The following is a 22572-nucleotide window of genomic DNA, read 5'->3' as shown; positions in this document are numbered from 1 at the left end:
GAGGCATAAGGAGATGAAAAGGATGGGAGCGTAGAGATAGGGGTTAGCTGAGATTTCGTATTCAGTAGTGCTCTCGGCTGGCGAGCCGGTAGCGATGCGATCCGCGACTTTAGTCCTGCAGGTGGCCCCGATGATCAAAGAACACTACGACGTCGTCGTGATTGGCTCCGGCCCCGGCGGTAGCAGCCTGGCCTGGAAGCTCGCGCAAACCGGAAAGAGCGTGCTGGTGATCGAGCGTGGCGATTACCTCAAGCGCGAACGGGAAAACTGGGACACCGACGAGGTGTTCGCCAAGGGCCGCTATCAGGCGGATGAAACCTGGACCTCCTCGGCGGGCGACACCTTCCGGCCCGGGCTGCATTATTTCGTCGGCGGCAATTCCAAGGTCTATGGCGCCGCTTTGTTCCGGCTGCGCGAAGAAGACTTCTTCGCGGTGCAGCACGCCGACGGCCTCTCGCCGGAATGGCCGCTTAAGTACGACGTCTTCGAGCCCTACTACCAGGCCGCCGAGGAGCTCTACGAGGTCAGAGGCCAGCGCGGCGAAGACCCCACCGAACCCGCTGCGTCCGGCCCTTACAAGCATCAGCCGATCAAGCACGAGCCCCGTATCCAGCAACTGGCGGATGACTGGGCCCGGGAAGGACTCCAGCCGTTCCACCTGCCCATCGGCGGGTTGATCGAGCAAGACGAGACCGGCGCGGCGACCCCGCATTCCAAGCTCTTGCGCTGCGATCCCTTCGATGGCTATCCCAGCCTCACCAATGGCAAGGCCGATGCCCAGATCATCTGCCTCGATCCGGCGTTGCAGCGGTGGCCCACTCTACAGCTGCTCAGAAACGCCTATGTCAGTCGGTTGTTGACCAACGCCGCCGGCACCGCTATCACCGGTGTCGAGACCCTGATCGAAGGGCACACCCATATCATCCGCGGCGACCTCGTCGTGGTCGCCTGTGGCGCGCTGTCGTCGGCCCTGCTGTTCCTGCGCTCGGCCAATGAGCACCATCCCGGTGGTCTGGCGAACCGCTCTGGCTTAGTGGGGCGCAACTACATGCGCCACCATAATTCGACGGTGCTGGCCATCTCGCGCAGCCCCAATCCGACCGAATTCCAGAAGACCCTGGGGCTCAACGATTTCTACCATGCGCACCCGAAGTCCCCGCGCAATCCCCATGACTTTCCGCTGGGGCATATCCAGATGGTCGGCAAGTCCGATGGCCGGCAGATCCAGACGGAGGGCCTGCCGGGCTTCCTGCACTGGCTACCGGACCAGCCGTTCGAGTGGATCGCCCGGCACTCCATCGACTTCTGGCTGACCTCGGAAGACCTGCCACGCTCGGAAAATCGGATTTTCTATCGCGACGGCAAGGTCCATCTGGATGTGCAGACGGCCCACCCGCGAGGCCATCTGGCGCTGCGCGAAATGCTGCGGCAGATCTGCGACAAGGCCGATATCCATCCGCACCTCATGGATCGGCGTCTCTATCTGGGCAAGGACACGCCGATTGGCGGCACGGCGCACCAGGCCGGGACCCTGAGGTTTGGCGAGGACCCCAAGACCTCGGTGCTGGATCTCGATTGCCGTACCCATGAAATCGACAATCTGTACGTGACGGATGCCAGCTTCTTTCCTTCGGTAGGCGCGGTGAATCCGACGCTGACCATCATCGCCAATTCGCTGCGGGTGGCTGATGCGATCATCGCGCGCCTGGGCTAGGGCTTTGCCTGGGCTACGCTCGACGTTTGTTCAGCCGTGTCCTTGGGTAATTTAGCGATGAACTGCCCCAGCTGCGCCGCATAGAGCTTCGCGAGACCCGTGGTGCCGTGTCCGCGCGTCTCGGTGCTGGCCGGAATCAGCAGCAGATGCGCGCTGGGCACCTTCTTCAGTGCCTCTTGCATGAGGCCCGTCTCGGGTGGGTTGCGCTCGTCGTCCGCGGCGTTGATGGCTAGCACCGGCACCTTGATCTTGGCCAGGCCCGGCTCGGCGTCGTAGTCCGCCGCGGCATTCCACTGGTAGATGAAGTCGTTGGCATCGACCGTCACCGGGGCCGCCAGGCGCTTGTCGACCAGTTCGTCGGCCTTGGCGTGGGTGCCAGCGATTTCCTGGAAGTTCAAGGTGCCGCCACTGGTGGCCAGTTCGAACATCACCTTGGCCAGGCGCAGGGAAGGGGGTTGCGTGCGGTAGTTGCCCTGATCCCAGGCGGGATCCTGCTTGATCGACTCCACCAGCATGCGCCGCATCATCCAGTTACGCCCGGCCATCTCGGTGGGCTGCGCCGCCATGGGCACCAGGCCATCGGCGAAGCCGGGATGGAGGCCACCCCACATCCAGGTCTGCATGCCGCCCATGGAGTTGCCGATGATCAGCCGCAGGTGCTGGATATCCAGTCCCTGGGTGAGCAACAGGTACTGGGCCTGCACCATGTCGGCATAGTCGTAATTCGGAAAGGTGGCGCGCAGGCCATCCGAAGGCTTGGCCGAATTGCCCGTACCCAGAGCATCCGGGATGACGATGAAAAACTTGTTCGCATCCAGCGGTTGGCTGGGGCCGAACAACTGGCCGCCCACATCCTTGCTCAGCATCGCCGAGGCCTGCTGGCCGGTACCGTGCAGCACCAGGACCGCAGGATTGCTGCGCTTGCCCAGCGTCAGGTAGTGCAGGCGCAGGTTGTCGAGCTTCTGACCTGTATGGAAGGTGAAGCTCGGGACCACGAAATCACCCTCGACCGGCGCCGGTGGACCGTCCGCTCTGGCGAGGGGACTGGCCAGCAGCGACAGTAGCGTGAGGAGGGAGAACAACGCCCTGACCGGGCCTTGCCGCTGGAAATGCTTGTTCATGACAGCCATCCGTTCGCTAGAAAACATCTATAGAAAGGCTCGAATCCCAACAGCGCCCTTTGCCTGCCAGTAAACATCAGCTAGGCCAGGCGATCGACTCACCTAGAGACTTTAGGTTGAGGACTGTAGTGATGGGTATCAGCGTTACGGCCCCGCTCTGGTCTTCGGCCTGAAGTCAGGCCGCCAGGCGCGGGCAAGCGAAACGCTGGAACGCTTGCACCGGCCTGCGAGTCGGACTGAAACAACAGCAGTCGGGAATAGTCGGCCTCATGCAAGCACTTCGCAGTCAGTTGGCGGCGTTGGACCCGCCCATCAAGCACGAACTCGAGTCCCAGGGCGACAACCTGGTGATCACCCTGATCGATCCGACCCGCCCGGCGCGCGTCACCCGTACCCTCAGCCAGAGCCTGGTGCGCAACACCCCGTTGCTCTACGAGGTGATCCGCGATGCCATCAATCAGCTACGCGCCCTGGGCAGCTATCCCGCCGTCACCGACCAGGACATCTATCCGGATGACCGGCCCAAGCCGGATGAGGCGGCAGGCCAGCAGACCGCTGAGTCCTGAGGCAGTCGCGTTGTAGTCACTCAAGCGCCTAGGGTCGTAGTCAGCAGCGATGTCCGGCGCGCCGGAGGCTGCTGCGCCGTATAGCAGCAGCTGGGTGACCTAGACGGCCACTAAGGCCCGGGCGATGGCGGTGCCTATGCCTTGGGCGGCGCCGGTAACGAGGGCAGTCTGGTCGAGCAGCCGGTTGGCCATGGAAGCCTCCTGTAGATGAAGACGAGAGGAGGGTAGTCCAGACCGGCCGGGGAAGGGGCGGGCCTCATGCCCGGGTACTGACGCCGCCGCTGCCGCCACTGGCTTTCTTGAGCGCTTCGGCATAGGCGGCGTAGGCCTGCATCAAGGCTGCGCTTGCTGCGACGACGTTGGCCTGGGCGGCCTGGATGGCGGCCTTGTTGTCGCCGTTGCCCTGGCTCTGGGCTTCGCTCAACTGCTTTTGCGCCAGCTCCAGTTGCTTCTTGGCCATCTCGATGGCCTTCTGCATCATCTCCAGGCGGCTGTTGCCAGAGCTGCCGCTCGCACCGCTTTCCTTGGTCTTGTCCTGGTCCGGCGATGTGGCGACCCCCTTGAGCGTGACCTCGACGCCACGCGTCGTGTGCCTGACCGAACTGTCGTCGGCCTGAGGGGCAGCGGTCGTGCCACCCGGGGTGAGGGTGATGGGGCGGGCGGCATCTTTGCCGATACCGCTCAAGGAAACTGAAATGGCCATCTCGAACTCCTTTTCCGGGGATGACAGCTTAACGGCAGCATCGACCGGAAATTGAGGCGCTAGAGCGGTTTCCTTCAGGAGGACGCGGTCGCAACCGCGCCCGGTGTCCCTGGCTACTGGGTGATCACCGCATGGTTGGAGAACCCGCTCTGGGTCAGGTTGATGGCATTACCTGCGGTGTTCTGGGTCAGGTTGGCGGTGTGTTGGAAGCCGCTCTGGCTGACGGCGATGCTGGAGGCATCGCCGGTGACATAGGCCGTCACCCCGAGGCCATCGCCCTGCTGGTCCACTTTCAGCTGGCCATCGTTGCCCAGCGCGTAGGCGGTGATGCCATTGCCGTCACCCGTGGATGCCAGGTCCAGCTGATTGCCTTCGCCGGAGACGATGGCGGAGGCACTGTTACCGTCACCGGTCTGTGCCAGGGTCAATTGGCTACCGATGCCATAGACGATCGCCTCCGCCCGGTTGAGCTCGCCGCGCTGGGCGATGTCGACGGTGCTGGGCCGCGAGTAGCTGCTGGAATGCTGGACCCGGGCATCGTTGCCATTGCCCTGCTGGACCACCTTGGAGTCCACCCGCTCGCCGCCCTGCTTGAGCCCCACGTAGTTGTCGTTGCCGCGCTGCTCGACGACGGTGGTCGAGTCGTCGCCGTTCTGGCTCACCCAGGCCGTGTTGCGCAGCCCGAAGCTGACCACCTGCAGGTCCAGGGCGTCACCATGCTGGCCCAGCGTCAAGACGCCGTTCAGGCCGTCCTGGCGCACCGCCAAGGTGTTGTCACCCGCCTGATAACCGCTCTGGTCGATGTCGATCCGGTGATAGCCACCGTCCTGGTGCACATAGGTGTCCTGCCGCAGACCCGTCTGCCGGACGATCGTCTCGTTACTGCCGCCCGGCCCCTGCTCGACCTGCACCCGGCCATAGCCGGCATTGATCTGCTCGATGTCCACCGTCCGTTGCGAGCCCCAGGTCTGGCTCACCAGGGCATAGCTCCTGCCGCCGTTCTGCACTACCCGCACGCTGTCATCAGCGTCGTTTTCCTGGGTGACCTGGGCATTGAGGAAGATGCCGTCCTGCTGGATATCGGCCTTGTTCCGCGCCGAGATCTCGCTGCCCTGGTTCAGATTCACCACATTGAAGCCACCGCTTTGCTGGACGTTCGCCGTCTGGGATTCGGCCCAGGCGGCACCGGTGTTGGCCAAGAGCAACGACATCACTACGGCGTGGGAGGTTTGCATGGGGACGGTCCTTGTGGGGGCTTTGGCTGCGGAAGGGGGCCGCAGCGGTGGGCGAGGAGGGAATGTGGAGCGCTCCGGCGTTCGCTGAGGAATAAGCTAAAGGGTAGGGCTGGATACGCAATCGGCCGAAGGGATGGTTTTGCAGCGCTCGCCCAGGGCTCAGCGTGGCTGCGGCGCCGGCGGCAGGCTCACGAACCAGTCTAGGGCGCCATCCCACAATGGCTGGGCGCTGGCGCGGAAGTAGCCCATATGGCCGATGGCGCCGCCATGCTGACGGGGGTCGAGGTCTTGGCGTTGCAGGTCGACGTTGCGGTAAGCCTGCATGAAGGCATCGCGCGATTGGGGCGTGGCCCAGAGGTCGTCCAGGGCGTTGACCGCGACGATGGGGGTGCGCACCGCGGCGAAGCCGGCTTCGATGCCGCGCATGGCCGGGTCGTCGAAGAAATAATGGGGCAGGCTGCACCAGTGGCGCCACTGGCGATAGACGTCGCGTGGCAGGTCTTCGCCCAGGCCGAGGGCGCTCCAGGGGCAGTAGCCTTTCCACCAGGTGAGCACCGGCAGGACCAACCGCCACATGGCCAGGACCTTGAGGCGTTCGCCCAGGGGCATGTAGCCGTGCCAGCCGGCGCTGGTGCCGAAGACGTAGAAGCCGGCCACCTTGGCGTGGTTGGGCAGGAGGCCGAAGGCATGGCCGCCATAGGAATGACCGACCAGGTAGAGGGGGGCGTCGCCCTGGGCCATGGCCTCCACCGCGGCGGCGAGGTCCTGGCGCGCCCAGTCCAGCAGGTCCATGCGAAAGCCCTTGAGCGAGGCCGGCGCCGAGCGGCCGATGCCACGGTAGTCCAGGGTCAGGGTCTCGAAACCGCGGGCGGCGGCGTGCTGGGCGAAACGGCGGTAGAAGCCCTGGGGCACGGCGGTGGCACCGGCGACGATCAGTCGGCCCTGCAGCGGACCCTGAGCGGGAAAGCGGCAGGTGCCCAGGCGATAGCCGTCGGCTGTGATCAGCTCCTCCTGGAGGGCATCGCTGGGCATGGGGGTGGTCCCTATGACAGTTGTTATAATGCCTGGACGGTAGGTTATGACAGCTGTCATAGCAAGGAGAATGGATGACCGAGCAGTCGAAGGTACGGGATCGGGTGGTGGTGGCGGCCTCGGCCATGCTGGCCCGGCATGGCCTCAATGCCACCAGCATCCGCGAGACCATCAAGCGCGCCGAGGCGCCGCTGGGGTCCACCTATCACCATTTCCCCGGTGGCAAGCACCAGCTGGTGGTGGAGGCGGTGGAACTGGCTGGGGCCCAGGTCAGCCGTGATCTGGAACGGCAGCTGCAGGCCGGGGCGCTGGCGGGGATCCAGGGCTTCCTGCGCCTCTGGCGCGACATCCTGCTGGATTCGGACTTTCGCGTCGGTTGCCCGGTGATGGCGGTGGCGGTGGAAGAGCCAGTGGACGAGATCGCCCAGCGCGAGCTGGACGCGGCGGCGGGCATCTATCGCCGCTGGGAGGCGCGCCTGCAGGAGGCCTTGGTCGAGCATGGCCACCCCGAGGCGGCTGCCGCAGGGCTGGCGACCCTGCTGGTAGCGGCGGTACAAGGGGTGATCCCGCTGTGCCGCGCCCAGCGCAGCATCGAACCCTTCGACCGGGTGGCCGAACGTCTGGTGGCGCTGGTCTGACGGGAACGCCGCCGCGGCGCGGGGACTCCACCGAGGGCGCCCTAGCATTGGAGTACCCCATGAGCCGCGAACCCGCCGATGACCAGCAGACCCCGCACGACTACGACGAATACGGCGATGTGCCGGATTCGGGCAATACCAGCACCACCGAAGAGCGTGAGGACCAGGACGACAGCCCCTTGAGCCCGCAGCGCTAGTGGGCAGGGCGGGCGCCTGGTCGGCTCAGTTACGACCGGGATCCGCTTCCCAGGGGTAAAGGCTTGATGCTTGGCTGTTGGGCTTCGCCTTGCTCAGCGCCAACCTACCTTTGCCCGCTGCGCCGCCCGACCCCGATGCTCCCAACCGCCCCCTCTCCCTGGGGGAGAGGGCTGGGGTGAGGGCCCGCTGATCCGATTCGCGCACTGGCCTTCTGCTGCGGGAGGGGGTTCGGCACCTGAGGATGCTTGGCTGTTGGGCTTCGCTTTGCTCAGCGCCAACATACCTTTGCCCGCTGCGCCGCCCGACCCCGACGCTCCCAACCGCCCCTCTCCCTGGGGGAGAGGGTTGGGGTGAGGGCCCGCTGAGCGAGCGGGGCGGATACGCAGGTGTTAGTCCGCGGCCACGGTGCGCTGGCGTTGCTCGCCCAGGCCCTGGATGCCCAGGCGCATTTCCTGGCCAGGCTTGAGGTAGACCGCTTGCGGCTTGACGCCCATGCCCACGCCTGGCGGGGTGCCGGTGGAGATGACATCGCCCGGTTGCAGGCTCATGCAGCGGCTCAGGTAGGCGATGATCTGGGCCACGCTGAAGATCATGGTGCGGGTGTTGCCGTTCTGGTAGCGGTGGCCATCCACCTCCAGCCAGAGGTCGAGATTCTGCGGCTCAGGCACTTCGTCGGCGGTGACCAGCCAGGGGCCGAGCGGGCCGAAGGTGTCGAAGCCCTTGCCCTTGTCCCAGGTGCCGCCGCGCTCCAGCTGCCATTCGCGCTCGGAGACGTCGTTGACCACGCAGTAGCCGGCGACATGGTCCAGCGCCTTGGCCTCGTCGATGTAGCGCCCGGCCTTGCCGATCACCACGCCCAGCTCCACCTCCCAGTCGGTCTTGGTCGAGCCGCGCGGGATCTGCACCTGGTCGTTGGGGCCGCAGATGGCACTGGTCCACTTGTTGAACACCACCGGCTCCTTGGGCACGTCCAGCCCCGATTCGGCGGCGTGGTCGGCGTAGTTGAGGCCGATGCAGATGAACTTGCCGACCCGGCCCACGCAGGGGCCCAGTCGCGGGCTACCCTCCACCAGCGGCAGGCTGTCCGGGTCCAGCTGGCGCAGACGGGCGAGGGAAGCGGCGCCGAGCGCCTCGCCGGCGAGTTCGGCCACCTGGCCGGAGAGATCGCGAAGGCGGCCCTGGGCATCCAGCAGGCCGGGTTTTTCCTGGCCCTGGGGGCCGTAGCGCAAGAGTTTCATCGGAGCTCCTAGACAGACGAGAGGGTACAGGCGGAAAGGGGTTCAGACGCTCCAGCCGCCATCGATCACCTGGGTGGTCCCGGTGACGAAGGCGGCGGCGTCGGAAGCGAGATATAGGGCGAGGGCGGCGATCTCCTCGGGTTTCCCGACCCGGCCCATGGGCTGGCGGGCGGCGAAGGCGGCGGCCACCTCGGCTTCGCTGCGGCCTTCACGGGCGGCCTGGTCGGCGATGCGCTGGTCCAGCGAGGGCGAATCCACGGTACCGGGGCAGATGGCGTTACAGCGGATGCCCTGGCCGACGTAGTCGGCGGCCACCGACTTGGTCAGGCCGATCACCGCCGCCTTGCTGGCGCCGTAGGCGCAGCGGTTGGCCACGCCCTTGAGGCTGGAGGCCAGCGAGGCCATGTTGATGATGCAGCCGCCGCCCTGGGCCAGCATGCCGGGCAGCACCGCGCGGGTCAGCCGGTACATGGCGGTGACATTGAGTTCGAAGGACCGGCGCCAGGCGTCTTCGTCACACTCGAGCAGGCTGCCGGCATGCACGTAGCCGGCGCAGTTGAACAGCACGTCGAGGCTGCCCAGTTCCTCGGCCAGGGCCGCCACGGCGGCGGCATCGGTGACATCGAGCACCTGGGTGCGCAGCCCGTCGAGGGCGTCCAGGGCGGCGGCCGCGATGTCGGTGGCGATGACCTCGGCCCCGGCGCGGTGGAAGGCGAGGGCGGTGGCCCGGCCGATACCCTGGCCCGCGGCGGTGACCAGGACGCGTTTGCCTGCATGACTCATGAGCGGGACCTCTAGAGTGGATGGGCGGACACTGGCTAAGGGTTTAGCCCGCCATGGCCGGGGGCGCAAGGATCTTTTCCCCGCGGCAGGGGCGCGCCCCTGCTGTATGGGCGTTTAGTCCGCTGGCTGTGGCTGGCCGCGCCAGACCGGGCTGCGCAGAATCGGCCATCCCCCTCTCAAGGAGCCTGCCGCCATGTCCCTCGCTTTCCATCAGGTCGATGTCTTCGCCCACCGTCCCCTGGAGGGCAATGCCCTGGCGGTGGTCTGCGGCGCCGATAACCTGTCCACCGAGCAGATGGCCGCCCTGGCGCGCTGGACCAACCTGTCGGAGACCACCTTCCTGCTCGAACCGACCGATCCGGCAGCGGACTACCGGGTGCGCATCTTCACCCCGGTGCGCGAGCTGCCCTTCGCCGGCCACCCGACCCTGGGCAGTTGTCATGTCTGGTTGCGCGAAGGCGGGCGGCCCAAAGGGGGCGAGGTGATCCAGGAGTGCGGTGCCGGCCTGGTGCCGATCCGCGCGGCCGGCGAGGAACTGGCCTTCGCCGCGCCGCCCCTGGTGCGCGGCGGGCCGGTGGAGCCCGAGGTGCTGGCGCGCATCGCCCGTGGTACCGGCCTGGCGCCGGATCGCATCCAGGCCAGCCAGTGGGCCGACAACGGCCCCGGCTGGGTGGCGGTGCTGCTGGAGAATCGCGAGGAGCTGCTGGCGATCGAGCCGGACTATGCCGCCCTGGGCGGCCTGAACGTCGGCCTGGTGGCGCCCTGGACGGGACCCGCCGCCGAGGCGCAATTCGAGGTACGGGCGCTGATGGGCGAGGAGTTCGCCGAAGACCCGGTCACCGGCAGCCTCAACGCCAGCCTGGCACAGTGGCTGATCCCGGCGGGCCTGGCGCCGGAGCGCTACCTGGTTAGCCAGGGGACCGTCCTGGGCCGCCGCGGCCGAGTGCGGGTGGCACGGATCGACGAGCGCATCTGGGTGGGTGGCGCGGTGCAGGACTGCATCCGCGGCACCCTCGAGCTATAGCGTCACAGCCCGACCGAACGGCCCTTGAAGCCAGCGACGTCGAAATAGCGGGTGCCGCCGACGGTCTGGGTCTTCAGCTCGGTGACCAGGCCGTCCTGTGCTGGTTTCGACCGCTGCTGCTGATGGCTGGCCTTGACCGGCTTGCCACCGGCCAGGCTCTCGCCGAGCACCCGGCCGACCAGTTGCCCCTTGGCCGGAATCTGCAGGTGCAGCAGGTGCGCCAGGGTCTGGCCGACGTCGGCGTTGCTGGCCGGACTGGAGTCGACGAAGCCCTGGCGGAAGTCCGGGCCGATGGCCGCCATGAAGTTGTGGGTATCGCCACGGCTGAAGCTGCCATGCATGCCCTGGCCCTGCTGCAGGCCGGTGTCGGCCACCTCCACGGCGCAGACGTCGGGCTTGCCGCAGCCGCTGTCGTAGGAGCGGAAGTTGACCACGATGGCCGGGTAGGGGGTGAGCGCCGAGCCCTTGAGGTTGATGGCCGACAAGGGCAGGGTGCCGGGGATCTGGCCGAGGTCGTCGTCGACGAACAGACCGCTGACATAGTCCTGCTTGAGCAGCGCCGCGACCACCTTGGGCGCCAGCGCCTTGGCATCGGCCTGGGGCAGATAGACCAGGTCGGAACCGCCGTTGGCCGCCACCACCACCTCGGGCTTGGCCGCATCGGCGCCGATCAGGCCGTTGGCCTTGCTCGGGTGCTGGCCCTTGTCCATCGCCACCGCGGCGCCCTTGGCGTCCGGATCGAGCAGCGGCAACTTCAGCGCGGCGGCGAGATCCAGGGCGAGGAAGCCCGGGGGCAGCAGGCCCTTGGGCACGTCGGCATAGCTGGCCTGGGCGGCGGGGCTGGTCTTGCTCTCCTTGGAGATGGTGGAAAAGCCGTGGTCGGCGCTGACGAAGATGTCGGTGTTGCCGTCCAGCCCCAGCTCCTTGAGGCGCGTGCGCAGGGCGCCGAGGTTGGCGTCGACGTTGCGGATGGCGGCCAGGCTGGTGGGGCCGTTGATGCCGGGGGTGACCTTGCCCAGGCTGTCGCCCTGGTTGTGCTGGGTGCCGTCCGGGTCACGCGACCAGAACACCAGCACGAAGGGCTTGCCCGCCTGCTTGAAGCGCGGCAGCAGCACCTGGTTGGTGACGTCGAGGAAGTAGCGCTGCTGCTCGACGTTGGCGCTCAGGGTGCCCGGGGTGGTGGCGTTGCCGGCCTTGCCATTGGCGCCCCGGCTCGGGGCTTCCAGCGGCAGGCCGGCCTGTTTCAGGGCGTCCTGCAGCGCGGGGCTCAGGGGAATGCCGGTGGGATGGCCGGTGGAGTCGTCGACGATCACGGTCTTCTCGCCGTCGCGGGCGGTCACGTCCTGGATGGCCACCGGACCGAGCTTGCCGACGGCGGCGGTGGACAGCCCCGCCTGGCGCGCGGCGGCCAGCAGCGTCTCCTCGTCCAGGTAATTGCCGGCGAAATGCTCGTCGACATCGCCCAGCACCTCGTCGTTTTCCAGGAAGGGCGTGACGCTGCCACCCGCGCCGGGGACCGGGAAGCCGGTGTAGATCGTGTTACCGAAATCCCCGGTGTCGCCCAGGTAGTGCCCGGTGGCCATGGCCGAGGCGTTGGGCGTGGTGAAGGTGGGGAAGAGCGAATGGCTGTTCCGGAAGTCCACCCCCTCGCGGCGCAACTGGGCCAGGTTGGGTGCGGTCTGCTCATCGACGATACCGGCGCGCAGGCCGTCGGGGATGAAGAGGATCACGTTGCGCGCCGGGGCGGCGGCCATGGCAGCGGAACTGGCGAGCAGGGTGAGGCAGCAGGCGCGGGCGAGGAGGGTGGGGAGGAACGCCATGGACAGGTCTCTGGAAGCTGGAGAAGGAGCTGCAGATGTAACAAAAGATTGCTGCATTTTTATGATGACAGCGAGGTGACAGCGCCTCGGCATCCTTTGTGCAGCAGTCCGGCCTCTTTCCAAGGAGCTCTCCATGGCCCACGCCTTCGATCCCGCGGTATCCACCGTTGCCTTGCATCGCGATCTCGACACCCCCGCCATCCGCCAGGCGCGCCTCGACCTGGCCGCCTGTTTCCGCATGGCCGCCCGGCTCGGGCTGGGGGAGGGGATCTGCAACCACTTTTCCTTCGTGGTGCCCGGCCACGATGACCTCTTCCTGGTCAATCCCTATGGCCTGGCCTTCGCCGAGGTCACCGCCTCGTCACTGCTGATCTGCGATTTCGACGGTGGGGTGGTGCTGGGCGAGGGCGCGCCCGAGGCGACCGCCTTCCATATCCATGCGCAGCTGCATCGGCTCAATCCGCGGGCCCGGGCTGCCTTCCATACCCATATGCCCAATGCTACGGCGCTCTGCCTGCTGGACGGCGAGCCCTTCGTCTGGGCCGGGCAGACGGCGCTGAAGTTCTATGACCGCCTGACCGTGGACGAGGACTACAACGGCCTGGCGCTCGACGCGGCCGAGGGCGAGCGCATCGCCCGGGCGGCCGGTACGGCGGACGTGGTGATGCTGAAGAATCATGGCCCGCTGGTGCTGGGGCCGAGCATCGCCGAGGCCTGGGACGACCTCTACTACCTGGAGCGCGCCGCCGAGGTGCAGCTCAAGGCCATGGCCAGTGGTCGGCCGCTGAAACCGGTGGCACCGGCCATCGCCCACGCCGCCTGCCAGCAGATGCTGCAAGGCAATGCCGACAGCGCCCGGCTGCACCTGGAGAGCGTGAAGCGCCAGCTGCTGCGCCTGGAGCCGGATTACCGGGAGTGAGGGAGCTCGCTGCCTTCAGCCACCTGCGCTGCGTCGCTGTAGGCTGGTCGGCGCCGTGGGCAGGGAGTCATCCAGGGCGGCGACCACGGCGGTGCTCAGTTGGACGTCGAGTCGCTCGACCAGGCGTTCGCGCAGCTGGCGCTTGATGACGCGTCCCAGGTCGAGCTGGCCGTGATCGTCCAGGGCCAGGAAGCCCTCACGGAGGATCTCGATGGACAGCGACGCCGCCGCGGTGCCCAGGGGGCAGACGTCGAAGGCGAGGGATGAAGCTGTGGCTGACGGCATCCGCGTGATCATGGCTGTCCCTCCTGGACGAGAGACCCATCATGCCAGGGCGTGCGGCGCTGGCCGCAGTGCCAAAGCGTCACGGCGTGGACTGCTGCGCATTTTTTCCGGCGCAAAAAAAAGCCCGGGTCCTACCCGGGCTCAAAGCGCAGATGTCAGCTTCTACGATGCCTTGTCGGCACAGGATGAAGCTTGCCAGCACCCGGCTTATGGCTGGCTTAACGGCGATAGCGGATCAGCGAATCAGTGAGGCCAGCAGGGCCATGAAGGCGATGGTGGTGAAGATCAGCAGCAGGTGAACCAGGGAGAGCTTGTCCATGGGCGTCTCATCTCGGTGAAGACTCTGCTGGATGATAGCAAAGGGCTAGTACGCTTGGCTGCCCTGCAGCGGGTTCAGGCGTCGCCGAGCAGCAGCTGGATACGCCGTTCCAGAGCATCCAGGGTGAAGGGCTTGGTCAGTACCCGCATGCCGGTGTCGAGATCGCTCGCGCCGATGATCTGGCTCTCCGCGTAGCCGGTGATGAACAGTACCGGCAGCTGGGCGCGTAGGCTGCGCAGGGCATCGGCCAGCTGGCGGCCGTTGAGGGTACCGGGCAGGCCGACGTCGGTGACCAGCAGGTCCAGCGGCGTCTCGGGTTGCACCAGCGTCAGCGCCGTGGCGGCGTCGGCGGCTTCCAGTACCTGGTAGCCCTGGGCGGTCATGACATCCACCAGCAGGGCGCGGATGGTCGGCTCGTCGTCGACCACCAGGATGGTCTCGCCACGGCCCGGCAGGTTGGGTTCCAGCGCGGCCGCGACGGGAGCGCTGGCGACCGGCGTGAGCCGGTAACGCGGCAGGTAGAGATGAACCTGTGTGCCTTCGCCAGGCGCGGAATCGATGCGGATCTCGCCACCGGATTGCAGCACGAAGCCGTGCACCATGGAGAGACCCAGGCCGGTCCCCTGGCCCAGGGGCTTGGTGGTGAAGAAGGGATCGAACGCCCGGGCGCGTACCTCGTCGCTCATGCCGCTGCCGGTATCGCCCACGGTGAGGCGCACGTAGTCGCCCGCGGGCAGGGTGAACTGCTCGGCCTGCGGGTCGGCGAGGGTCTCGTTGGCCAGGACGATGCGGATGCGCCCGCCCTCGGGCATGGCGTCGCGGGCGTTGAGGCAGAGGTTGAGCAGGGCGTTTTCCAGCTGGGACGCGTCGATGTGGGTCAGCCAGAGCTGCGGATCGGCCGCGTGCTCCAGGACGATCTGCGGGCCTATGCTGCGCTGGATGAGGTCTTCGAGCCCGATCACCAGCTGCGCCAGCGCCACCGGCTGCGGATCGAGGGTCTGCCGGCGCGAGAAGGCCAGCAGCCGATGGGTCAGGGCCGCGGCGCGCTCGGCGGCGCTGCGGGCGGTCCCGGTGTAGCGGCCCAGGTCCTGCAGGCGGCCCTGGCGCAGGCGCAGGTCGAGCAGCTCCAGCGAGCCGAGGATGCCGGTCAGCAGGTTGTTGAAGTCGTGGGCGATGCCACCGGTGAGCTGGCCGACCGCTTCCATCTTCTGCGACTGTCGCAGCGCCTCTTCCATCAGCCGGACGCGTTCCTGCTCGTTGAAGCGCTCGGTCACGTCGTAGGCGAACTCATAGGCGCCGATGCAGCGGCCCTCAGCGTCGTACAACGGGGTGAATTGCAGCTCGTAATGGCGCCGCGTCGGCGCCTCGCTCACCGAGATGATCTCGCGGAAGGTCTCACCGGCGAAGGCGCGGTGCCACAACGGCACGATGACCTCGTACAGATCGGGTCGCCGCTTGAGATTCTCCAGCAGGGAACCGCCGATAGAGGGGCGGACCCCCAGTGCGCGTTCGAGGATATCGGCCCCGGAGTCGTTGATCGCCAGCCAGCGGAAATCGAAGTCCACTACCTGGACCAGGGCCGTGGCACCGTTCACCACGTTGGCCAGGATCCGGTTGGCGGCCAGGGCGGACTGCACCCGCTCCTCGAGGGTCTCGTTGAGCTGGCGCAGGGCTGCCTCGGCGCGCTTGCGCGGGGTGATGTCCTGGAACAGCACGGCGACCTGGCGCCGGCTGGCCGGCTCGATGCGGAAGGCGGTCAGCTCCAGGTAGCGCCCGGTGGCCACCAGCTCCTGCTCGAAGCGGATGGATTCGCCGGTGCGCAGCACCTGGCCGTAGCGGTCGAGCCAGGCCTGGGCCTCGTCGCCGACCACGTCGCGCAGCTTCTTACCCACGATGTTGGGAATGCCGGCATGGGCGGTGTAGGCCGGATTGGCCTCGATGTGAAGGTAGTCGCTCAGCGGCCCATGGGGGCCGTCGAGGAATTCGATGATGCAGAAGCCCTCGTCCATGGCGTTGAACAGGAACTGGTAGCGCTCGCTGGCCAGGGCGGCGGTACTTTCATGGGGCGCGGCGCGGGTGTCGAGTTGCTGGCGCAGCTGTTGATTACGCTGCTCCAGCTCGGCAAGGCGCGCCAGCAGGGCGGGGATATCGGCAGCAGGCACGGCAGGCTCGGCGAGAAAAGATGAGGCGACGGCTTCGCTTCAAAGACCGGTATTAGACGACCCGGGACGGAAAAGTGCCAGGCGCATCACAGATTCTGTAAGGCGGTGTTCAGGGGGATCGGCACGCGCGCCGGCTGCTCGGGCTAGCCAAGCTTTAATCCCTGCAGGGCTGCCTGACCACTCTGCTTTGGGTGGATTGACACCTCTCGATGTCACTCATACGATGTCATATGAATATTTGGTAACAGCTTTCCAACGACCCCGGTTCACGCCGGTCAATAACAACAAGTCAGGAAGCCTATTCGATGACTATCCAGGTCACTCCCGAGACGGAGTCCGCCCTGCGGCCGCAGGTCCCGCCCGTCGCCGCCGTTCCCCACACCTCCCGCATCACCCGCTATCGCTGGCTGATCTGCGCCCTGCTGTTCATCGCCATCGGCATCAACTACATCGATCGGCAGATGATCGGCATCCTCAAGCCCACGCTGCAGACGGACCTGGGCTGGACGGAGACCGACTACGCCAAGATCGTGTTCTGGTTCCAATGCGCCTATGCCATCGGTTTCCTGACCTTCGGCCGCATCATCGACAAGGTCGGGGTGCGCATCGGCTACGCCCTGGCCTTCACCATCTGGACCATCGCCAGCATCGGCCACGGCATCGCCCATACCGTCACCCACTTCGTGCTGGTGCGCTTCACCCTCGGCTTCGGCGAGTCCGGCAGCTTCCCGGCCAGCCTCAAGGCGGTGTCGGAATGGTTTCCGCAGAAGGAGCGCGCCCAGGCCACCGGCATCTTCAACGCCGGCACCGCCATGGGGCCGATCATCACACCTTTGCTGGTGCCGGCCATCACCCTGGCCTGGGGCTGGCGGGCGGCCTTCATCTCCATCGGCGTGGTCACCGCGCTGTGGCTGATCGCCTGGCTGCTGATCTATCGCCGTCCCCACGAGCACCCCAAGGTGAGCCGCGAAGAACTGGCCTACATCCAGGCCGATGACGGCTCGCCGGTATCGGCCAAGCCGGCCACCGCGGTGAAGATCTCCTGGTTCAAGCTGCTGACCTTCCGCGAGACCTGGGCCTACGCCGCCGGCAAGTTCCTCACCGATCCGATCTGGTGGCTGTACCTGTTCTGGCTGCCGGACTTCCTCGGCAAGACCTACGGCCTGAACCTGAAATCCTTCGGCCCGCCGCTGATCGCCATCTATATCCTCGCCGACATCGGCTCGGTGATGGGCGGCTGGGGTTCCTCCAAGCAGATGAAGCTCGGCCGCAGCGCCAACCTGGCGCGCAAGACCACCATGCTGCTCTGCGCCCTGGCGGTCGTGCCCATCGTCACCGCCCAGTTCGTCTCCAGCCTGTGGCTGGTGGTAGGCATCATTGGCCTGGCCGCCGCGGCGCACCAGGCCTGGTCGGCCAACCTGATGACCCTGCCGTCGGACCTCTTCCCCAAGGAAGCCGTGGCCTCGGTGATCGGCATCGGCGGTACCGCCGGCGCCATCGGCGGCATGCTGATGACCACCTACAACGGCTACATTTTGGAGATCTTCAAGTCGTACCAGCCGATCTTCATCGTGGCCGGCAGCGCCTACCTGGTGGCCATCCTGGTCATCCACTTCCTCACGCCACGCCTCAAGCCGGTACCGCTGGAGCGCATCTCGGCGGGTTGAGCCGCAACCGCTGACCATAAAGCCGCGTGGCGCTGCCACGCGGCTTTTTTCATTCCGTACGCGCGGCCAGCCACTTGCCCAACAGGGCATCCAGCTGCTGCTGCTCCGCCTCGCTGAGGGTGGCCAGGGCGCGGCGCTCGTTGTCGACGTGGGCGGCCATCAGGCCGTCGATCAGGGCGAAGCCCTGGGGGGTGAGGGCCACCAGGGTGCTGCGGCGATCCCCGGGATGCTTCCGGCGCTCGATCAGGCCGGCGCGCTCCAGGCGGTCGAGGCGATTGGTCATGCCGCCCGAGGAGATCATGGCCGACTCATAGAGCACCGTAGGGCTCAGGGCATAGGGCTCGCCGGCGCGCCTCAGAGTGGCCAGCACATCGAATTCGCCATAGTGCAGGCCGTGCTCGTCGAAGAAGGGCTGCAGCACGTCGCGGCTCAGCACCTGGGCGACCTCGCCGAGACGACCGATGAGCCGCATGGGCAGGGCATCCAGGTCGGGTCGCTCGCGGTGCCACTGGTCCACGGCGGATTCGGCGCGATCGGCCATAGGGTTACCTCGTGAATATATCTTGATGTTAAGATACTTCTCATCAAGAGAAATACCGGATCATTCTGGAGATTGTCCATGCTTTCCGCATCCCCTTCATCCCCGACCGCTACCACGCCGCGGCAGGACGCCTGCCTGGCCGTGCTGCTGGTGCTGCTGGTCGGTCTCAACCTGCGACCCATCCTGGCCGCCATCGGCCCGCTACTGGACGGCATCCAGGCCGCGACCGGGCTGGAGGGCAGTGGCGCCGGAGCCCTCACCACCCTGCCCATCGCCGCCATGGGCCTCTGTGCCCTGGGCGGGGCCCGCTTGCAGGCGGCGCTGGGCGAACGTCGCGGCATCGCCCTGGGCCTGCTGCTGCTGGCCCTGGCCAACGCACTGCGCTGGGACGAGCCAAGCGGCGCGGGCCTGCTCCTCACCGCCGGCCTGGGTGGCGTCGGCATTGCCCTGGTGCAGGCGCTGATCCCCGCCTATATCCGCCGTCACTATCCGCAGCGCACCAGCACCCTGATGGGGCTCTACACCACCGGCATCATGGGTGGCGCCGCGGTGGCGGCAGCGACCGCGGCGCCCCTGGCGGAGCGCTGGGGCTGGGCCCCGGGACTCGCATTCTGGACCCTGCCGGTGCTGCTCGCCCTCGGCGCCTGGCTGGCGCTGGCACGTCCCGCCGCGCCGGTAGCGACCGCCGCGCCACGGGCCCGGCCCTGGCGTTCACGGCAGGCCTGGCTGTTGCTGGCTTTCTTCGGCATCGGCACCGCCGCCTACACCCTGGTGCTGGCCTGGCTGCCGCCGTACTACACCGGCCTCGGCTGGCAACCCGCCGACAGCGGCCTGTTGCTGGGCGGCCTGAGCCTCGCCGAGGTCAGCGCCGGCCTGCTGCTCTCGGCGGTCATCGCCCGCCTGCGCAATCGGCGTCCGCTGGTGCTGGGCGTGCTCGGCGTGGTGCTGGTGGGGCTGCTGTGCCTGGCCCTGGCGCCCTTGCCACTGGCGCTGCCCACCGCCCTCCTGCTCGGTCTGGGCATAGGGGCGCTGTTCCCGCTGTCGCTGATCCTGGCGATGGACCAGGTCCGCGATCCGGCCGAGGCGGGCGCCTGGCTCGGCTTCGTCCAGGGCGGCGGCTACCTCATCGCCAGCCTGGCGCCGCTGGCCGCCGGCATCCTGCGCGACCAGCTGGACAGCCTGGCCAACGCCTGGCTGCTGATGGCCCTGGGCGTGCTGCTGCTGATGGGGCTCGGGCTGCGCCTGACCCGCCCTGCGCGGGCCGTCGTGCCGGCGCACTGCCAGGAGGCCTAGGCTGCATTCCTGGCGAGGCGGCCGCAGGCTGGGCGCCAGCGGTCCGGACTGGACTAGGCGCAGTGCGCGTCGAGGGTGCCGGGTGGGTCGACCTGGACGGTGACGTGTTGCAAGCCGTGGCCCTCGCGCAGCACATCGCCGACCAGGGTTGGCAACCGCAGCGGATCGCTGCCCGGCGCCGGGGTGATATGCAGGGTGGCGATGCGGGTTTCGTCGGTCAGGGTCCAGACGTGCAGATGGCCCACCTCGGCCACCTCCGGCAGGGCGCGCACCGCCGCCGTGGCGCCGGCCGTGTCGAATTCCCGCGGCGCCGCCTGCAGCAATACCGCGCCGGCGTCGCGCACCAGGCTCCAGGCCGACTTGACGATCAACAGGGCGACCAGCAGCGACAGCGCCGGGTCGAGCCAGGTCCAACCGGTCCAGAGGATGCCCAGGGCGGCGAGGATGGCCCCCACCGAGCCGAGCAGGTCGCCGGCCACGTGGAGCAGGGCGCCGCGCAGGTTGCTGTCGTCCTTGTGCCCGCCGTTCAGCACCAGGAAGCCGGCGAGGTTGACCACCAGGCCGATCACCGCCACCACCAGCATGGGGCCGGACAGCACCTCGGTGGGCTCGCGCAGCCGGGCGATCGCCTCCCAGCCGATCCACAGCACCAGCAGCAGCAGGGCGACGCCGTTGGTCAACGCCGCCAGGATACGTACCCGGTGGAAGCCATAGGTGAAGCGGGCATTGGCTGCCTTGGCCGCCACCCGATAGGCCACCAGCGCCAGCAGCAGGGCGGCGGCATCCGAGACCATGTGGCCGGAGTCGGCGATCAGGGCCAGCGAGCCGGACCACCAGCCACCCAGGGCCTGGACGATGGCATAGCCGAAGGTCAGGCCGAAGACCAGCTTGAGCTTGCGTTCGTTGTCCGCGGTCACCCGCGGGGCATGGGAGTGGCCATGGGCGTGTCCGTGGCCATGCTGGTGGTCGTGGTCGTGGTCGTGGTCGTGGTCGTGGTGATGGGTGGAGCCACTCATCTGTAGATCTCTCGCTGAAAAAGGGGCGGGTCGGGCAGTTGCCTATCTGTTGACCATGCTGAAGCCTGAAGTCACTTCAGGGTCAAGCCGTTTGGCTGGGCGGGGTGACCACAGGTTAGCCACCGGGACCTCCGCAAGGTTCACGGACGGCGGGAGCAGAACCAAGGCGCTGGCGTACCCTCATGTCCGCGCAGCGTAGCGGCAGCCCGCCAACAGGTCGCGGCTGGAGGCTGCGCGTCCCTGACAGGCGCATACCCTTGCGCCCGGGGCGCCGTTACACTGCCGGCGGTGCCTCTTCTTCTTGCCGTAAGGATGTCGCCATGCCCAGAGGTTCTCTGCTTTCCCGCTATGTGCGCGGTGCCCGGCTGCTGCATTGGCTGATGGCCCTGCTGGTGCTGCTGGCCTATGTCCTCATCACCAACCGGGGGCACTTCGAGCGCGGCTCCCTAGAGCGGCAATGGGTGACGCTCAGCCATTTCTGGGTGGGGTTGCTGGTGCTGGTCCTGGTGCTGCCGCGGCTATGGATACGCCGCCGTCATCCGGTACCGCCGATCACACCGCCCTTGGCGAAAAGCCTGGAGCTCGTGGGCCGGCTGACCCATTACGCCCTCTATGCCTTCCTGTTGGCCCAGCCGCTGCTCGGCCTGTTCACCGTCTGGCTGACCATCGGCGAGGTGAAGATCCCCTCCAGCGACCTGGCGCTGCCGTCGCCCTTCGCCGTGAATCGCGAAGTGGCGCTATCGCTCAAGGGCCTGCATGTCTGGCTGGGAAATGCCTTCTACTGGGTGATCGGCCTGCACGTGCTCGCCGCGCTCTGGCACCACCTGATCCGGCGGGACGATACCCTCAGGCGCATGCTCTAGCGGCCGGCGCCGTCCAGGCTCGGCACCGGATCCAGGGCGATGATGCGGTCGCGGCCGCCTTCGGCCAGCAGGTAGCCGTCGCCCCGCGGCAGCAGCGCCTGGGGCGCGCGCAGGAAGGTCAGGATGGCTCTTGGTTCTGACTGGCGATCCCAGAGCAGCAACCGGGCGCGGTGGGTGGAGTCCTCGCTGATCCACAGCCCGCGCCGGTCGCAGAGCAGAAAGCTCGGCTCGCGCAGATCGTGGAGGGCCGGCGGATCGCGGCCGTCGTCACTCAGCCGGCGCACCAGGCCGCGGGCCTTCTCGGTGTAGAAGGCGGTGCCATCCGGACAGCGGGTGAAGGATTCGGCTTCGTCGAGGTGGTCGCGCAGCACGGTCAGGCTGCGATCGGCGGCGTCGTAGCGCAGCAGGCGGCCTTCACCCTTGCGGTCTTCCACCGCATAGAGGTAGCTGCCTTCGGCCCAGAGACCCTGGGCATTGATGCCGGTGAAGAGATCGCGACTGCCCGCGGCGTCGAACCAGCGCACCGGATGGGTGCCGCCTTCCTGACTGTAGGCGAAGCCGTTCCGGTAGGGCACCAGGCCGTCGGGTTTGGACAGCCCTTCGCCGAGCACCTGGCGCCGGCCCTGGGCGTCGATGCGCAGCAGGCGACCCTTGCCGTCCTTGAGTTCTTCCGCGGCGAGCAGGGCATCGCCCTGCCAGGCCAGGGCGCTGGCCTTGGCGATGTCGGCGTGGGCCAGCTGGTAGCGCCAGCCGCTGACGGCCTGGGCCGGCCAGAAGCGCTGCCAGGCGAGGAAGCCGCCACCCGCCAGCAGGACCGCGGCCAGCACGAGGAGGGCGCTGCGCCCTAGCCGCGCCATCAGGGCGTAACGGCCGCCAGGTGCTCGTGCAGGATGGCGATGCCAATGACGATCAGCACCACGCCACCGAGCATTTCCGCGCGCTTGCCGACCAGGTTGCCCATCACCCGGCCCAGCATCACCCCGGTGGTCACCATGACCATGGTGGCGAGGCCGATGGCCAGGGCGGCGGTGATGATGTTGACGTCGATGAAGGCCAGGCCCACGCCCACGGCCAGGGCGTCGATGCTGGTGGCCACGGCGGTGAGGGCCAGCAGCAGAAAGGAGTGCTGGCGCGGTTTTTCTTCTTCGGCGTCGGGGGCGCCGAAGCCGGCCCAGATCATGCGCAGGCCGAGTACGCTGAGCAGGGTGAAGGCGATCCAGTGATCCCAGGGCTGCACGTATTGGGCGGCGGTGAGGCCCACGGCCCAGCCGATCACCGGGGTGATGGCTTCGATGACGCCGAAGATGGCACCGGTGCGCAGGGCCTCGCGCAGGCAGGGCTTGTGCAGGCTGGCGCCCTTGCCGACGGCGGCGGCGAAGGCGTCGGTAGACATGGCGAAGGCCAGGAACATGAGGGAAGCGGGGTTCATCGTGAC

General features: G+C 67.5%; 22 protein-coding genes. 9 read left to right on the top strand and 13 right to left on the bottom strand.

Going from position 1 to position 22572, the window contains the following annotated elements; all coding sequences use genetic code 11:
- Nucleotides 1-130: 130 nt before the first annotated feature.
- Nucleotides 131-1714, top strand: a complete 1584-nt coding sequence (locus ACYJP6_RS07125) for a GMC oxidoreductase (protein WP_459474349.1) — start codon at nt 131-133, stop codon at nt 1712-1714.
- Here ACYJP6_RS07125 and ACYJP6_RS07120 read toward each other — a convergent pair.
- On the bottom strand, nt 1711-2835 hold the full coding sequence (locus ACYJP6_RS07120) for an alpha/beta fold hydrolase (RefSeq protein WP_459474348.1): 1125 nt from the start codon (nt 2833-2835) through the stop codon (nt 1711-1713). The two genes, ACYJP6_RS07125 and ACYJP6_RS07120, sit on opposite strands and share 4 nt — an antisense overlap.
- A 269-nt stretch (nt 2836-3104) precedes the next feature.
- Here ACYJP6_RS07120 and ACYJP6_RS07115 point away from each other — a divergent pair, with 269 nt between their 5' ends.
- Nucleotides 3105-3401, top strand: coding sequence for a hypothetical protein (locus ACYJP6_RS07115; RefSeq protein ID WP_459474347.1), 297 nt, complete (start codon nt 3105-3107; stop codon nt 3399-3401).
- Between the two features lie 256 nt (nt 3402-3657).
- Here ACYJP6_RS07115 and ACYJP6_RS07110 read toward each other — a convergent pair whose 3' ends face one another.
- The 3 genes from ACYJP6_RS07110 to ACYJP6_RS07100 form a co-directional block, all read right to left on the bottom strand.
- Nucleotides 3658-4104 carry a hypothetical protein gene (locus ACYJP6_RS07110; protein ID WP_459474346.1) on the bottom strand — a complete coding sequence of 149 codons (447 nt, stop codon included), beginning with the start codon at nt 4102-4104 and terminating at the stop codon, nt 3658-3660.
- 113 nt (nt 4105-4217) lie between these two features.
- Entirely contained in the window at nt 4218-5339 is a 1122-nt protein-coding gene (locus tag ACYJP6_RS07105) for a hypothetical protein (RefSeq protein WP_459474345.1), read from the bottom strand.
- A gap of 159 nt (nt 5340-5498) precedes the next feature.
- Nucleotides 5499-6371, bottom strand: coding sequence for an alpha/beta hydrolase family protein (locus ACYJP6_RS07100; protein WP_459474344.1), 873 nt, complete (start codon nt 6369-6371; stop codon nt 5499-5501).
- Between the two features lie 74 nt (nt 6372-6445).
- On the opposite strand from ACYJP6_RS07100, the gene ACYJP6_RS07095 reads away from it, so the two are divergent.
- Complete coding sequence (locus tag ACYJP6_RS07095; protein WP_459474343.1) at nt 6446-7009, top strand: TetR/AcrR family transcriptional regulator; 564 nt, start codon at nt 6446-6448, stop codon at nt 7007-7009.
- Between the two features lie 59 nt (nt 7010-7068).
- Nucleotides 7069-7206 carry a hypothetical protein gene (locus tag ACYJP6_RS07090; RefSeq protein ID WP_186309191.1) on the top strand — a complete coding sequence of 46 codons (138 nt, stop codon included), beginning with the start codon at nt 7069-7071 and terminating at the stop codon, nt 7204-7206.
- Nucleotides 7207-7596: 390 nt separating this feature from the next.
- Here the strand turns inward: ACYJP6_RS07090 and ACYJP6_RS07085 are convergent, their stop codons facing one another.
- Both ACYJP6_RS07085 and ACYJP6_RS07080 read right to left on the bottom strand, forming a co-directional pair.
- A complete protein-coding gene (locus tag ACYJP6_RS07085; RefSeq protein ID WP_459474342.1) occupies nt 7597-8445 on the bottom strand; it encodes an ureidoglycolate lyase in 849 nt (282 codons plus the stop codon).
- 42 nt (nt 8446-8487) lie between these two features.
- Entirely contained in the window at nt 8488-9228 is a 741-nt protein-coding gene (locus ACYJP6_RS07080) for an SDR family oxidoreductase (RefSeq protein WP_459474341.1), read from the bottom strand.
- Nucleotides 9229-9421: 193 nt separating this feature from the next.
- On the opposite strand from ACYJP6_RS07080, the gene ACYJP6_RS07075 reads away from it, so the two are divergent.
- Nucleotides 9422-10252: a PhzF family phenazine biosynthesis protein gene (locus ACYJP6_RS07075; RefSeq protein WP_459474340.1), complete on the top strand. Its 831-nt coding sequence runs from the start codon at nt 9422-9424 to the stop codon at nt 10250-10252.
- A gap of 2 nt (nt 10253-10254) precedes the next feature.
- Here ACYJP6_RS07075 and ACYJP6_RS07070 read toward each other — a convergent pair whose 3' ends face one another.
- Nucleotides 10255-12072: an alkaline phosphatase family protein gene (locus ACYJP6_RS07070; RefSeq protein ID WP_459474339.1), complete on the bottom strand. Its 1818-nt coding sequence runs from the start codon at nt 12070-12072 to the stop codon at nt 10255-10257.
- 133 nt (nt 12073-12205) lie between these two features.
- Here ACYJP6_RS07070 and ACYJP6_RS07065 point away from each other — a divergent pair, with 133 nt between their 5' ends.
- Entirely contained in the window at nt 12206-12991 is a 786-nt protein-coding gene (locus ACYJP6_RS07065; protein WP_459474338.1) for an aldolase, read from the top strand.
- 15 nt (nt 12992-13006) lie between these two features.
- Here ACYJP6_RS07065 and ACYJP6_RS07060 read toward each other — a convergent pair whose 3' ends face one another.
- Together ACYJP6_RS07060 and ACYJP6_RS07055 are read right to left on the bottom strand one after the other, a co-directional pair.
- The gene (locus ACYJP6_RS07060) at nt 13007-13288 is read right to left on the bottom strand and encodes a hypothetical protein (protein WP_459474337.1); all 282 of its coding nucleotides are present in this window, start codon (nt 13286-13288) and stop codon (nt 13007-13009) included.
- Nucleotides 13289-13669: 381 nt separating this feature from the next.
- Nucleotides 13670-15757 carry an ATP-binding protein gene (locus ACYJP6_RS07055; RefSeq protein WP_459474336.1) on the bottom strand — a complete coding sequence of 696 codons (2088 nt, stop codon included), beginning with the start codon at nt 15755-15757 and terminating at the stop codon, nt 13670-13672.
- 305 nt (nt 15758-16062) lie between these two features.
- Between ACYJP6_RS07055 and ACYJP6_RS07050 the strand changes: the two genes are divergently transcribed.
- Entirely contained in the window at nt 16063-17424 is a 1362-nt protein-coding gene (locus ACYJP6_RS07050; RefSeq protein WP_459474335.1) for an MFS transporter, read from the top strand.
- A 49-nt stretch (nt 17425-17473) separates the two neighbouring features.
- On the opposite strand, the gene ACYJP6_RS07045 is transcribed toward ACYJP6_RS07050, so the two are convergent.
- Nucleotides 17474-17965, bottom strand: a complete 492-nt coding sequence (locus tag ACYJP6_RS07045) for a MarR family winged helix-turn-helix transcriptional regulator (RefSeq protein ID WP_459474334.1) — start codon at nt 17963-17965, stop codon at nt 17474-17476.
- Nucleotides 17966-18043: 78 nt separating this feature from the next.
- On the opposite strand from ACYJP6_RS07045, the gene ACYJP6_RS07040 reads away from it, so the two are divergent.
- Nucleotides 18044-19258 (top strand): MFS transporter, encoded by a 1215-nt coding sequence (locus ACYJP6_RS07040; RefSeq protein ID WP_459474333.1) that lies wholly within the window; start codon nt 18044-18046, stop codon nt 19256-19258.
- Between the two features lie 53 nt (nt 19259-19311).
- Here the strand turns inward: ACYJP6_RS07040 and ACYJP6_RS07035 are convergent, their stop codons facing one another.
- Nucleotides 19312-20274 carry a cation diffusion facilitator family transporter gene (locus ACYJP6_RS07035; RefSeq protein WP_459474332.1) on the bottom strand — a complete coding sequence of 321 codons (963 nt, stop codon included), beginning with the start codon at nt 20272-20274 and terminating at the stop codon, nt 19312-19314.
- Nucleotides 20275-20594: 320 nt separating this feature from the next.
- Here ACYJP6_RS07035 and ACYJP6_RS07030 point away from each other — a divergent pair, with 320 nt between their 5' ends.
- Nucleotides 20595-21137: a cytochrome b gene (locus ACYJP6_RS07030; protein WP_459474331.1), complete on the top strand. Its 543-nt coding sequence runs from the start codon at nt 20595-20597 to the stop codon at nt 21135-21137.
- Here ACYJP6_RS07030 and ACYJP6_RS07025 read toward each other — a convergent pair.
- Both ACYJP6_RS07025 and mntP read right to left on the bottom strand, forming a co-directional pair.
- Nucleotides 21134-21994 carry an SMP-30/gluconolactonase/LRE family protein gene (locus tag ACYJP6_RS07025; RefSeq protein WP_459474330.1) on the bottom strand — a complete coding sequence of 287 codons (861 nt, stop codon included), beginning with the start codon at nt 21992-21994 and terminating at the stop codon, nt 21134-21136. The two genes, ACYJP6_RS07030 and ACYJP6_RS07025, sit on opposite strands and share 4 nt — an antisense overlap.
- Complete coding sequence (mntP, locus tag ACYJP6_RS07020) at nt 21994-22566, bottom strand: manganese efflux pump MntP (protein WP_459474329.1); 573 nt, start codon at nt 22564-22566, stop codon at nt 21994-21996. Before mntP ends, ACYJP6_RS07025 begins: the two co-directional genes overlap by 1 nt.
- Between the last annotated feature and the right edge of the window lie 6 nt (nt 22567-22572).

The sequence above is a fragment of the Pseudomonas sp. No.117 genome, assembly GCF_054558395.1.
This window is presented reverse-complemented; position numbering and strand designations above follow the sequence as displayed.

Excerpts from the sequence above, each read along its gene's own strand:
- ACYJP6_RS07065 (WP_459474338.1), top strand. The coding sequence starts at position 12,206 with ATGGCCCACGCCTTCGATCCCGCGGTATCCACCGTTGCCTTGCATCGC.
- ACYJP6_RS07025 (WP_459474330.1), bottom strand. The coding sequence starts at position 21,994 with ATGGCGCGGCTAGGGCGCAGCGCCCTCCTCGTGCTGGCCGCGGTCCTG.
- ACYJP6_RS07085 (WP_459474342.1), bottom strand. The coding sequence starts at position 8,445 with ATGAAACTCTTGCGCTACGGCCCCCAGGGCCAGGAAAAACCCGGCCTG.
- ACYJP6_RS07115 (WP_459474347.1), top strand. The coding sequence starts at position 3,105 with ATGCAAGCACTTCGCAGTCAGTTGGCGGCGTTGGACCCGCCCATCAAG.
- ACYJP6_RS07070 (WP_459474339.1), bottom strand. The coding sequence starts at position 12,072 with ATGGCGTTCCTCCCCACCCTCCTCGCCCGCGCCTGCTGCCTCACCCTG.
- ACYJP6_RS07030 (WP_459474331.1), top strand. The coding sequence starts at position 20,595 with ATGCCCAGAGGTTCTCTGCTTTCCCGCTATGTGCGCGGTGCCCGGCTG.
- ACYJP6_RS07035 (WP_459474332.1), bottom strand. The coding sequence starts at position 20,274 with ATGAGTGGCTCCACCCATCACCACGACCACGACCACGACCACGACCAC.
- ACYJP6_RS07040 (WP_459474333.1), top strand. The coding sequence starts at position 18,044 with ATGCTTTCCGCATCCCCTTCATCCCCGACCGCTACCACGCCGCGGCAG.
- mntP (WP_459474329.1), bottom strand. The coding sequence starts at position 22,566 with ATGAACCCCGCTTCCCTCATGTTCCTGGCCTTCGCCATGTCTACCGAC.
- ACYJP6_RS07090 (WP_186309191.1), top strand. The coding sequence starts at position 7,069 with ATGAGCCGCGAACCCGCCGATGACCAGCAGACCCCGCACGACTACGAC.
- ACYJP6_RS07105 (WP_459474345.1), bottom strand. The coding sequence starts at position 5,339 with ATGCAAACCTCCCACGCCGTAGTGATGTCGTTGCTCTTGGCCAACACC.
- ACYJP6_RS07095 (WP_459474343.1), top strand. The coding sequence starts at position 6,446 with ATGACCGAGCAGTCGAAGGTACGGGATCGGGTGGTGGTGGCGGCCTCG.
- ACYJP6_RS07110 (WP_459474346.1), bottom strand. The coding sequence starts at position 4,104 with ATGGCCATTTCAGTTTCCTTGAGCGGTATCGGCAAAGATGCCGCCCGC.
- ACYJP6_RS07045 (WP_459474334.1), bottom strand. The coding sequence starts at position 17,965 with ATGGCCGATCGCGCCGAATCCGCCGTGGACCAGTGGCACCGCGAGCGA.
- ACYJP6_RS07125 (WP_459474349.1), top strand. The coding sequence starts at position 131 with ATGATCAAAGAACACTACGACGTCGTCGTGATTGGCTCCGGCCCCGGC.
- ACYJP6_RS07120 (WP_459474348.1), bottom strand. The coding sequence starts at position 2,835 with ATGAACAAGCATTTCCAGCGGCAAGGCCCGGTCAGGGCGTTGTTCTCC.
- ACYJP6_RS07080 (WP_459474341.1), bottom strand. The coding sequence starts at position 9,228 with ATGAGTCATGCAGGCAAACGCGTCCTGGTCACCGCCGCGGGCCAGGGT.
- ACYJP6_RS07050 (WP_459474335.1), top strand. The coding sequence starts at position 16,063 with ATGACTATCCAGGTCACTCCCGAGACGGAGTCCGCCCTGCGGCCGCAG.
- ACYJP6_RS07060 (WP_459474337.1), bottom strand. The coding sequence starts at position 13,288 with ATGATCACGCGGATGCCGTCAGCCACAGCTTCATCCCTCGCCTTCGAC.
- ACYJP6_RS07100 (WP_459474344.1), bottom strand. The coding sequence starts at position 6,371 with ATGCCCAGCGATGCCCTCCAGGAGGAGCTGATCACAGCCGACGGCTAT.
- ACYJP6_RS07075 (WP_459474340.1), top strand. The coding sequence starts at position 9,422 with ATGTCCCTCGCTTTCCATCAGGTCGATGTCTTCGCCCACCGTCCCCTG.